The sequence below is a fragment of the Bacillus sonorensis NBRC 101234 = KCTC 13918 genome (assembly GCF_001592005.1).
Lineage (GTDB): Bacteria > Bacillota > Bacilli > Bacillales > Bacillaceae > Bacillus > Bacillus sonorensis.
Genome location: NZ_BCVZ01000039.1, coordinates 1 through 12,995, shown reverse-complemented (window position 1 = coordinate 12,995; position 12,995 = coordinate 1). Strand labels below are relative to the sequence as shown.

3 protein-coding genes are annotated in these 12,995 nt (G+C 46.4%); all 3 read right to left on the bottom strand.

Going from position 1 to position 12,995, the window contains the following annotated elements; all coding sequences use genetic code 11:
* Nucleotides 1-1,391, bottom strand: a 1,391-nt coding sequence (locus BTR1S_RS21140; RefSeq protein ID WP_255131874.1) for a condensation domain-containing protein, incomplete at its 3' end; no start/stop codon positions are given.
* Nucleotides 1,391-9,091 carry a non-ribosomal peptide synthetase gene (locus BTR1S_RS21135; RefSeq protein WP_029418916.1) on the bottom strand — a complete coding sequence of 2,567 codons (7,701 nt, stop codon included), beginning with the start codon at nt 9,089-9,091 and terminating at the stop codon, nt 1,391-1,393. The genes BTR1S_RS21140 and BTR1S_RS21135, both read right to left, overlap by 1 nt.
* A gap of 26 nt (nt 9,092-9,117) precedes the next feature.
* The coding region (locus tag BTR1S_RS21130; RefSeq protein ID WP_156483226.1) for a non-ribosomal peptide synthetase at nt 9,118-12,995 on the bottom strand (3,878 nt) is incomplete at its 5' end.

Here is a 12,995-nt window from a genome sequence, read left to right as displayed (position 1 = left end):
GGGGCTGCAGGAAAAGCAGATTCTGTGTGGTTACATTCAGAAATCATGTTCCGTGTCTTGCTTCCATCAAGTAATGTCATCTTTGATACAGGAAGGGTCGGATCAGAGATGACAGTTGAGATCATGTGCTCTACATAATCTTTTATCTCGGCCATAATACCGGGTTCATAAAAACCGGGATCAAAATTGATCCGTACGTACAATGTCCTCCCTGGAATGACTTTGACACTGCATCCATAGTTGGTCTCTTCTGTCATCGCAAAGTTCTCAACCGAGAAATCGAACGATCGAGCCTGATTCAGTCCTTCAATTTCTTGCTGGGTCGGCACATTTTCAAATACGATAATATGATCTATCAGCTCTTGTTTCAGGGTGCTCAGAGCTTGAATATCATACAATGGATAATAGCTGTACGCTTCTGCATCAGCCATGTCCTTTTGCATCCTGCTGACAAGGCCAGAGAAAGAGTGGGATTCGGTTTGGACTCGAATGGGAATCGTATTGATAAAAAGTCCGACCATATTTTCTACATCTTCCAGATGAGACGGCCTGCCTGATACAACTGACCCGAACACAGCATCGTCACACCGATTGATTTTTTGCAGCAAGATCCCCCACAAAGCTTGGAAAACAGTATTCAGTGTTGCACCGCAAGCTGCTGCGATTTTCTGCAATGCGGAGGTCTCTTTTTCAGAAATCGTAAATGTAACCTGTTCTAATATCCCTGCTGACTTTTGATTGCTTCTTTTAGGAAGAGGTGAAGCTTTTTCGAAATGCTGAAGCCTTTTTTTCCAATACTCAGCTGCTTCTTCACGGTCTTGCTGCATCAGCCATTTTATATACGTCCCATACGGCTGAACCGGCTGCAAATCAGGAAGACGCCCTTCTCCCAATGCCTGATAAATGCAGAGAAAGTCTTTAATGACAATGCCTAAGCACCAACCGTCCATTAAAATATGATGATGGCTCCAGATACAAACATAATGATCAGGCGCCCATTTCAAAATCGATATTCTCATCAGTACATCAGTTTGAAGATCGAAGCCTCTGGATTTATCCCGCTCTTTAAAAGCTTCGGTACAATGTTCTTTATCTCTCTCATCGAGTTGAGAAAGATCTTCAAAATGAACACGGCAAGGACGATTTTTGAGCACGACTTGACGAGGTTTGGCTACATTTTTATAGATAAATGTCGTTCTGAAGATTTCATATCTGTCAAAAACAGCGTCCATACTTTTCTGGAAACGGTTCAAGTCAAGCTGTCCGTTGATCGTAAATGACGCCTGTTCAAAATAAGCTCTTGACTGTTCATCATACAGCGAATGAAAAAGCATCCCCTCCTGCATAAAAGACAGAGGGTATATGTCCTGTATTTCGGGTTGCTGGGGCATCAGCGAATCTCCTCTCCCTGTAGTTTGTTGACGGCTCCCATAATCTCACTCAATTCATCAAGCGTTAAATCTTCATCAGTGAAATCAGCTGCACTCCATTCTCTTTTTTCTTTGCCTGCACAATGCTGAATGATGTTTTCCAAAGCGTGTTTAAAATGACTGGCAAATGCCCGGATTGTTTTCTCATTAAATTGAAACCTGTTATAGATGATGTGCATGTTCAGACACCCTGATGAAACGGCGCCGCTGATATCGAGAACATAAGGCCGCTCCCAATCCGGGCTGATTTCATTCCCCGTCTTAATGTCAGAAACCTCAAAGGCTTTTGATTGAATATCCTGATCAAACTGACCTAAATAATTAAAACTGATTTCCGGGTTGCTTTGTTCAGACCCCCATAAGTTGTTCATATATTTCAGTACTCCGTAGCCTGTGCCTTTATGTGGTATGCGGTGCAGCATATCTTTTGTCTGCTTGATGTGGCGGCCCAGCCACTCATCCTTATCAGTCTGATCAAACTCACTTATATCAAGCCATACAGGATAAATGGAGGTGAACCAGCCGACTGTTCTGCTAATATCAATGTCATCAAGATACGCCTCTCTGCCGTGGCCCTCCATGCTGATTTTAAACTCGTCATTGCCTGTCCACTTCTGCAAAGCAAGGCCTAATGCCGAAAGAAGGATATCGTTTGTCTCCGTACTGTATGCTTTGTTTACGGCGGTTAACAGCAATTCCGTGTCTTGACGGGACAGCTCGACATCGATCACTTGTGTATCTTTGAATGTGTTCGATGCGACATCATGGTCTTTAGGGATAGGTTTGATATGCCGGTTCTCGCGATCATTCCAATAGGCGATTTCACGATGCAGCCGGCGGCTCCCCGAATAGTCAGCGACTTTTCGTGAATAGGTTAAATATGAATCTGTTTTTTGCGGCAGCACTATGGGTTCTCCTGAGACTGCCTGCTCATATGCAATTGAAAAATCCTCGAATAAAATTCGCCATGACACTGCATCAATGACTAAGTGGTGAATCGTCAGAAACAAATGGTCGCCGTCCTGCGCCCTGAACAATCCAGCATGAAGCATAGGGCCGGTTTCCAAACGAATTTGTTGCTGCATCCGGTCGGCAGCATCCTCAATTTCTCTGCGTACTTGAGCCGTACTGTCTCTTAGATCAAACAGTTCGAGAGCATAAAGCTCATCATCTGGAATATCTGTTCCTCTGTTCACCTGTACCGGTCTTCCATCTTCGTACCGACAAACGATTCGCAATGCGTCATGATGCTTCACTATGCTTTTAAGCACCTCTCTAAGCGCAACATCATCAAATCGTTCAGCCCGGTACAGCATGACGGACTGATTAAAATGATGAGCTTCCAAAGATTGCGAGAAAAACCACCGCTGTATAGGTGTCCAAGGCATCTCGCCTTCGACTGGCGATTGGTCGATGACGCGTAGGACTTTCCGAACCCGGGCGGACAGTTCGCCAAGGGTCTGATGCTCAAACATTTCACGCACTGTTGTTTCAAACCCGCGCTGCTTCAGCCTTGCGCAAACTTGCAGGGCTTTTATCGAATCCCCGCCGAGCTCAAAGAAATTGGCGCTGACACCTAGCTCCTCCGCCTCAAGCAGCTCCTCCCAGATTTCAGCCATCGCCTTTTCAATCTCATTTCTGGGACTGATATCATCATCAGCTTGAGTGAGTTTATCAGGTTCAGGCAGGGCTTTCTGATCGAGCTTCCCGTTAACCGTCAGCGGGATGCTGCCAATCTGGATAAAACGGGCAGGAATCATAAAATCAGGCAGAACGGCTCTCAGTGAAGCACGGATGTCTGATACATTCGCGACCTGTCTATCATCTGTCACCATGTAAGCATATACAGCTGTTTGGCCTTGCTGATCAGTTCTTGTAATGACAGCCGCTTCGTTGATCATTGGAAGCTGAAGAAGAGCCGCCTGGATTTCCCCGAGCTCAATACGATGTCCTCTGACTTTTATTTGATCATCAATGCGGCCCATGTATTCCAGCTCTCCATTTGCCAGGCGCTTTGCAAGATCTCCGGTTCTGTATAATCTGTTCCCCGGAAGATAAGGATTGGGGACAAAGCGGGCGGAGGTCAGTTCGTCCCTGTTGAGATAGCCTCGCGCTACGCCTTCCCCGCCTATATACAGCTCACCCGGAACTCCGGTCGGCTGAAGGTTCATATAAGCATCCATCACATAAGCTTGCAGAGTTGCCAGCGGTTTTCCGATATTGCTTCTATTTTTTGCGATATCAGCTGCGGACAGTTTCTTGTATGTTACATGCACTGTCGTTTCTGTAATGCCGTACATATTGATCAGATCAGTATCCGGATATTTCTGATTCCAGCTTTGAAGCATGCCGGGCTGTAGAGCTTCGCCGCCAAAAATCACGTATCGGATATTTAAACGATCCGTATGGTTTTGTTCTTCATGCATCAGGCCGTAAAAAGCAGTCGGGGTCTGATTGAGTACTGTGACGCCTTCTTTTTTTAACAATAACCGGAATGCATTGGGGTCACGGGCTGTTTCTTTAGAGACCACAACCAGTGTACTTCCGTTCAATAACGCACCAAACATTTCCCATACGGAGAAATCAAAACAATATGAATGAAATAAAGTCCAGACGTCCTGACTGCCAAAATCAAAAGGCATATCTTGATGTTTTAATAGACTGATAACATTGCGGTGCCCGACAATAACCCCCTTTGGCTGCCCCGTTGTTCCGGATGTGTAAATCACATATGCCGGCTGGTCTGCCGCTGTTTCTCGAACTCTAAAATCTCCAGGGATCGGTTCGTTTTCAGACTCATTGATATACAGCATTTGTCCTTGGTACCCGGCTGGTTTGTTTTGTCCGTAATCTGTCAGAAGAATTTTCGCTCCGCTGTCATTGAGCATAAAGCTGATGCGTTCCTGAGGATATTCAGGATCAATCGGCAAGTATGCTCCTCCGGCTTTTAAAATCGATAAAATGCCAATTACCATATCAGGTGACCGATCGAGCATTACACCGACAATATCTCCGGTGCGGACTCCTTGTTTAATCAGCATAGCCGCTGTCCGCTCAGCTCTTTCATTCAACTCTTGATAAGTGAGCCGGGTTTGACCGTATACCACTGCAATATGCTCCGAATGTTCAGCTGCTTGTTGTTCAAATACGCTTACAATGCTTTCATCTTTTGGATAGCAAGCATACTGTCCCATCTTCTCAATGAGCAAATTGCGCTCTGACGCAGACAGCAACTGCATTTCTGATAGTTTCATATGGATATCAGCCGTTATCTCTCGCACCAGCCCGATAAAATAGGATGCCCACCGTGCAATCGTCTCTTCTTCAAAAAGGGCGGTGCTATATTCAAAACGGCAGCGTATGCCATCTGAATGCGTCTCAGCGTGTAGCGTCAAATCAAATTTAGACACTTCGTGTGCCGGAGTTACAGACGAAATCGATAAACCAGGCACATCAAACTGAAAATCTTCACTGTTTTGAAGCACGAGCATCGCATCAAACAGCGGGTTGCGATTGACCTCCCGGTGTATATCAAGCTGATTGACAAGCTGTTCAAAAGGATAATCTTGATTTTCAAATGCTGTCAGAGCCAGTTCGCGAATTTCCTGCAAATATGAGCGGAACGTTTTATCACCCTCAGGCTGGCTTCGCATGGCTAATGTATTCACGAACATCCCGATGACCCGCTCCAAATCGGCGTGCGGTCTTCCGGCAACAGGCGACCCGACAATAATATCCTCTTGCCCGCTTAGTTTAGAAAGCAAAATGGAGTAGACAGCCAGAAGGATCATATACATTGTCGTTCCCGTTTCAAACATGATGCGCTGCAGCTCATCTGCCGTTCTTTTATCAATGTTCACTTCGAATGTTCCGCCGCTGAAATCAGGCAGGCGCGGCCTCGTTTTATCAAGCGGCAAATCTAATACAGGAAGGCTGCCGCCAAGCTGATTGAGCCAGTAGGCTTCCTGTTTGCTGTACAGTTCCCCCGAAAACCTCTCCAGCTGCCACACGGCAAAGTCCTTATATTGCAGGTTTAAAGCGGGAAGCTCCTTTCCGCAGTATAAGTCAGTAAATTCTTGGACAAGGGTGCCCATAGAGACTCCGTCTGCAATGATATGGTGCATATCGAGCAGCAAAAAGGCGTTCTCATTGCCCATAGAAATGAAACTTGCTCTAAAAAGCGGTCCGGCCGACAGATTAAACGGCTTGATAAAGGACGCGATTGCAGACTGCAGTAAATGGTCTGATTCATTTTCAAGCTCTTGCAGCTCGAAGGTCATCTCTGGATGAATGATCTGCATCGGCTCCCCGTTGTCTGCCACAAAGACAGTACGCAATGATTCATGTCGATTCACAAGTTCTGTGAGAGCTTTTCTCAACCGAGGAAGATCCACATTTCCGGATAATTTCAGTACCGCCGGCATGTTATAGCCTGTGCTGTCGGCTGCCAGCTGGTGAAGAGCATATAATCTTTTTTGCGAGAAAGACAGCGGATAGAAATCTCTCGCATCGGCAGGCTCAATCTGTGTAAAAGCCTGCTCCTTTAAGCCCATCAGTTTGGCTCCCATGCTTTCCACAGTCGGATAAGAAAAAACGTCACTGAGCGGCAGCTCGATATTCAGCGTTTTATGTATTCTTGATGCGAGTGTGGCCGCTTTTAAGGACTGTCCACCTAATTGAAAGAAATCGTCGCGGATACCGATTTTCGGCTTATGCAGCACTTCTTCCCAAATGCGTGCAAGATCAGCTTCAGCTATGGTTCGAGGCGCGATGTACGTTTGACTCGTTGTGTCCGCAGGTGCGGGAAGTGCGGAACGGTCTAGCTTTCCGCTGGATGTTAACGGCATCCGGCTGATTTTGATGATGTTTGCAGGAATCATATAGGACGGCAATGTTCCGGCAAGGCGCTGGTGCAGATCCGGGAGGCCGTCTCCCATTTTCGGAACGATATAAGCCGCAAGTTCCTTTTCCCCGGCAGAAACATCATGGGCTATTACCGCGGCTTCCTTCACTCCGGGTGCCTTCCGAAGAACGGCTTCAATCTCGCTCAATTCGATGCGATAGCCTCTAATTTTCACCTGATCATCAAAACGTCCCATGTATTCAATCGTTCCGTCCGGCAAAAAGCGCCCAGCATCGCCGGTACGATATATACGTTCGCCATTAAGGAATGGATGGTCTGTGAATGCTTTTTCTGTCAGCTCCGCTCGTTTGTAATACCCGCACGCGAGACCCGCGCCGGAAATACACAGTTCACCCGCCGCGCCGATCGGCTGCAGCTGATTTCCGTGCAAAACAAATACTTTTGTGTTCGCAATCGGACGTCCGATCGTAATCCGCTCTTTTTCATTGAGATGACGCAGTACTGTTGTTGCCACACTGTTTTCCGTCGGCCCGTATTCATTTGCCAGCTCTGCGGAAGGACAAATCTTTCGGCTGGTCTCAAGGAGATCGGAAGTCACGGGTTCTCCCGCAAATGTTACGATTCGAAGGCTTTTTGCATCCTCATCAGTCAGCACTTCCAACAACACCCGGTACAGGGAAGGAACTATGATCATATGACTGACCTTGTGCTCGGCTATTTTCCGTTTAAGAGCGAACACGTCTTTTGCCTCGTCCTCCGTTGTCAGCAGTACGCACGCACCGGATATGAGCGGAGTAAACAAACTCGTCACACAGCCGTCGAAAACATAAGAAAACAGATGAAGCGCGATATCCCGTTCGGTCATGCTGTACTCTTCACGTCTCCACTGCAATGTATTGGCAATACCTTGATGATTAATGAGCACACCTTTAGGGCGGCCTGTCGTTCCTGATGTATAGATCAGATAGGCAAGTTCACCAAATGACGCATCAGGAGAAACAGTTTTGCGACTCGTTGTATGTTCTGCCGTTACGATACTGCCTTTATAGTCCAACGGGAGGAAGGAAATGAGTTCTTGTTCTGTCAGCAAAAGAGACGCTTGACTATCTTGCAGCAGAAAAGAAAGGCGTTCTATCGGATAATTTGGATCAAGGGGCATATAAGCGCAGCCTGCTTTCCAAACCCCAAGCAGAGCAGCAGCCATTTCCAGTGACCGCCGCATCATGACAGCTACGATAGCGCCCGCTCCTGCTCCCTTGTCCAGCAGGGTGTGCGCAATCTGATTGGCCCGTTCATTTAATTGGCGGTATGTCCAACATTCATCTCCCATCCTCAAAGCAGCCGCTTCAGGTGTTTTGTAAGCCTGTTCCTCAAACATGTGGAATACCGTTTTGTTTATATATGGTCTGTCTGTCGCGTTAAACGATTGAATGACCTTTCGTTCTTCAGGCGGCACAATATTGATATCGCTGACCGCAATTTCGGGATCTGCTAAAATACAATGGAGCGCTTGTTTGAAATGCCCCTGAATCCGCCGGATCTCCTCTTGTTGATAAACGGCGGCGTTATAGCTGAATTTGATATAAAACGGTTTACCCGGAACAATCACAATATTAAAGTCATAATTGGTTTGTTCTGACATTGAAATGTCATCCAGCTTCAGAGCGTTTTCTTCATTTTCGCTTCCGATGTTTAATGCCTGCTGAAGCTGTACAGGATAATTTTCAAACACAAGAATATGATCGATCAATCCTTGCTTCAACGGACTGTGGTTCTGAATATCATAAAGAGGATAATAACCATGCTGTTCAGACGCCAAAATATCCTCTTGCACGGCTTTGACAAGTGAAGAAAATGACATGCCTTCATGAGATCGAATCCGGACCGGAACTGTGTTAATAAACAGCCCCACCATTGACTCAATCCCGTCGATCTCTGACGGTCGTCCGGAAATGACAGAGCCGAACACTGCGTCATCCGCGGCATTGTACCGATGAAGAAGAATTCCCCAAATCGTCATAAATAACGTGTTTAACGTGACTCCACATTTTTTAGCGACGGCTGTCAATTTCTCAACTATTTCCGGTTCTAATGCAAAACGGATGTGAGCAGCTTCATAATGTCCATCTGCTGAGCTGCTTTTTATCCCGGGAATAGAAGCGGTATTGCCGTACTCCCTCAGATAATCGCTCCAGTATGCAGCAGTTTCTTCTTTATTTTGTTCTCCAAGCCATTCAATATAGCGGCTGTACGGCACCGTGCTGCCGAGTTGTACAGGCTTGCCCTTTTTGAGTGACTCATACATGCCGAAAAACTCTTTAAGAATTATGCCCAGGCACCAGCCATCCATGATGATATGGTGATGCGTCCAGACACATGTATAATGGCTGTTTCCTCTCTCAAAAAGGGCAAGCCGCATTAACGGATCTTTTTGTAAATCAAACCCTTTTTCCCGATCCTTTTTCATAAATTCATCGATCAGGGCAAGCTGTTCATGATGACTCAGGTGAGAAAGATCTTCCCTATGAACAGTCAATTCACGTTTTGACAGCACAACTTGCTGCGGACCTGTAAGATCCGGCACCTCTTTAATAAAAATCGTTCTGAAAATATCATACCGGGAAACAAGAAGATGTAAGCTCTGCTGAAATGAGTCGATGCATAGATTCCCTGTAATCGTAAACGAGGTCTGTTCGACATAGGCTTTTGAGCTGAAATCCAGCAGTGAATGAAACAACATCCCTTCCTGCATGTACGATAGCGGATAAATATCTTGGATCTGTGTCGCTTGCGTCATCAATTCCACACACCTTTTTCCAAAAGTTAAAGATCTTTCACGAGATTTTTAATGCTCGATAATGCAGATGGTGTCAATTCCTTATTGCTGAAATCGCTCAGCGTTTTTTCTCGTTCTTTTTTGTTTGAACAATGCTCGATAATCTCGATTAGATGGCTGTGAAAACTGTCCATAAACCGCTCAATTGTGTGCTGCCGGAACGCTTTTGTGTATATCGCTTTTACTTGAAGGCGTCCGTCTGTTACCAGAGCATTGATGTCCAGCTCATACTCTCTTTCTCTCTCCCCCGCTATTTCGAAACGAGGCTGGTAAGGAGACAGTTGAAACGCACCCGTTTCCTTCCCTTCACTAAATTGTCCGAGATAATTGAAGCTGACGTCAGGCTCTTTATGCTCAATGGCTCCTTTTTGTGCTAATAATCCGTAACCGGTCCCTTTGTTTGGCACTCTTCTCAGCATATCTTTAGTCGTTTTGATTCGGTAGGCAAGCTGATCTTCAAAAGGATTTGGAACACTCATGTCAAGCAGAATAGGATAAATAGAAGTGAACCACCCTGTCGTACGGGACATATCAATATTCGGAACATGCCCTTCTCTTCCGTGCCCCTCAGTGCTGATCACAATTTGCTCGTGTCCGGTCCAACCAGAAAGCGCCATTCCTAAAGCAGTCAGCAAAAGCTCATTTGCATCAGTCCCATAGGCTTGTTGGGTTTCAAACAGCAGTTTTTCTGTCCAGCCAGCAGATAATATAAATGCCGCTGTCTCAGCATTGATTTGATGTCTGTCCGGTATATCGCCGATGTCTCTGGGCAGAAAAGCCGCGTAAGCATCCAATATCGTTTGCCAATAGGTTTTTTCCGTTAACAATTGTTTGCTATCGGCTATTTGCGAAAGACTGTTAGCGTAGAATAAATAAGAATCACTTTTCGGCGGCAATTGAATCTCTGTGTAATCCAAAGACTGCTGATAGGCAGAAGCGAGATCTTCGAGCAGAATTCTCCAAGAAACGCCATCTACCACGAGATGGTGGATGGCAATCAGCAGATGATCCCCAACTGCTGTTTTAAACAAACCCGCCTGCAGCAAAGGTCCGTCTTGTACATTCATTTTGCTTTGAAGGACCCTTTCCTCAGCAGCTAGTTTTTCTTCCAAGTGTATCCATTCAGTTGAATCTTTTGTCCAATCTGCTATATGAAGGCCGAACAGTTCTGTTTCGGTGAGCTGAATTCCGCGATTGTACTGAACGACACGTCCGGTAAGATCTTGTTTAAAAACCATACGGAGTGCATCGTGATGCTCGGTCAATTTGCGCAGCGCTCGGCGAAGTGAGCCAGTATCGAATCCCTTTTCGCTGAAAAGCATGACGGATTGATTGTAATGTTTGATAAAAGCTTGGCGCTGACCGAAAAATCTGCGCTGAATCGGTGTGAGCTCTGCTTCACCCTGCACCGGTCCCTGGTCCGCCTGAGATACCAGCGGAGTGATATGACCGCTTAGCTCGTGAATCGTTGAGAAGCGGAATAAATCCCGTATGGTCATGCTCCAGCCTTCCGCTGCCAGCCGGGCTGACACCTGCAGTGCTTTAATAGAGTCTCCGCCAAGTTCAAAAAACGAATCGTGAATGCCGACTGGAGACATACACAGCACATCCTCCCAAATTTGTGCTGTCATTTTTTGCTTTTCATTGAGTGGCGGAGTATATGGTCTCGAGAAAACTTCATTTGGAGCTGGCAAGGCATTTTTGTCCAGCTTTCCGTTTAAGGTCAGCGGCATGTTTTCCAAAGGAATGATATACACGGGAATCATATAAGCTGGCAGGTCTTTTGATAAAACAGCACGAAGCGCCGTCGTATCAACATCTGAAGGTATTACATATGCTGTTAAACCAGCCCGGCCATTTTTGTCATTTTGAACGGCAACAACAGCTTCCCTGACAAGTCCCGTTCGAAGCAGGACACTTTCAATTTCTTCTGTTTCGATTCTGTAACCGTTTATCTTTACTTGATGATCCATCCGGCCGAGAATGCGGAGAGTGCCGTTCGGAAGCCAGCAGGCCCGATCTCCTGTTCTGTACAGCCTTTCCCCGGGTACAAATGGATTTTCCGTGAATTTCTTTTCCGTTAATTCAGGCCTTCCGAGATAACCCTTTGCAACGCCTGCCCCGCCGATGCACAGCTCACCTGCAATACCGATCGGCTGAATTTGATCACTCTGGCTGAGTACGTACATTTGTACATTCGGGAGCGGGCAGCCGATCGGTACGTGTTCCCCGGTACACTCTTCACCCATTCGCATTTCATAGCAGCTTGAATCGATCGTGGCTTCTGTGACTCCGTAGCTATTGATGATGCGCATGTTTTCGCCAAAGCGCTCCGTCAGTGTTTTAAAATCTTGCGCTTTGACCATATCGGAACCAAGAATCAGGATGTCTAAATCAGGAAGACTGAGCTGATTGCGGTACACATACTCCATAAACGGCACAATCAGAGCCGGAGTGGACTCCATGATCGTGATTCGCTGAGAATTCATGATTCTGTATAATTCCGCAGGTTCCAATCTCATCTCATCAGGGCAAATAACCAATGTTCCTCCGTTGGCCAAAGCTCTCGCCAAGTCACCTGAAAAGACATCAAAGGAAAAGCTCGCCATTTGAAGCAGTCTGACAGGCATCCGGTCAAGCTCATAAATCCTGCGCCATCCGAGAGCAGCATGCATAAAATTCCGGTGTGAAACGATAACGCCTTTAGGCGCACCCGTTGTTCCTGAGGTATAAATGATATATGCCGAATCCTCAGGAACAGGAGCTGAAGCAAGGTTGCAGCAATTTGCTTCAAAGAATTGCTCATCATCAAGGCAGAGGCGGGAAATGCCACACTCGGCTGCCTCTGAAATCAAGTGTTTCAAATCACGCTGTATAAGAAGAATGTCTGCTCCGCTGTCCTGAAGAAGATATTCAATTCGAGCTTTTGGATAGTGTGAATCGATCGGGATATACACTCCGCCGGCTTTCATAACTGCCAGAATACCAACGACCGCATCAATGGATCGCTTCGCTAAAACAGCAACGACCGGTTTCGCCCCTTCTCTTTTTTGCAGTGTCCGTGCCAGACGATTGGCTCTTTCGTTAAGATGCCGATAACTAATGTGTTCTTTCCCATCAATTACGGCAAAATGTTCTGGTGTCTCCTCAGCCTTCGCTTCAAACATACGATGGAACACGGACTCAGTTTGAGGAAATTCAACTTGAGTGTTGTTGAATTCCATTACTAATTTTTGTTTTTCGTTTTCATCAAGTATGTTCAGTTCTGAAAGCCTTGTGTTAGGATTGATGATCGACGAATGCAAAAATTCGGTAAAATGAGCTGCCCAGCGTTCAATCGTAGTTTTCATGAATATATCTGTGCTGAATTCCATCTCACAGCGGATGACTCCATTTGATTCAACCGCAATTAACGTTATGTCGAATACAGAAATTTGGTGTATGAAATGGGCCGGCCGGACGTTTATTTCTGCAAGATCCATGTCGTGCTTTTCCATGTTTTGAAGAATAAACATGGCATTAAACACTGGATTTCGGCTCATATCCCGCGTCACGCCGAGCTGATCGACCAGCTCTTCGAACGGATAATCCTGGTGCTCATAGGCTTCCAATGCGGTTTCACGCATTTCCTGCAAATATTGCGCGAATGGTTTCCCGCCCTCCGGGCGCGTCCGAAGCGCCAATGTATTGACGAACATCCCGAGTATGGGCTCAAGATCTTTGTGAGGACGTCCGGCAATCGGCGACCCGACGATGATGTCTTCCTGTCCGCTCAAACGCGACAACAACGCTGTGTAAGCCGCAAGGAGCACCATGTACAAGGTGCTTCCGTACTCACGTGCGAGCTGGTGAAGGCCGGATGTAA

What these genes read in the sequence shown, in the direction of transcription:
- BTR1S_RS21135 (WP_029418916.1), bottom strand. Translation starts at nt 9,091, where the DNA reads ATGACGCAAGCGACACAGATCCAAGATATTTATCCGCTATCGTACATG.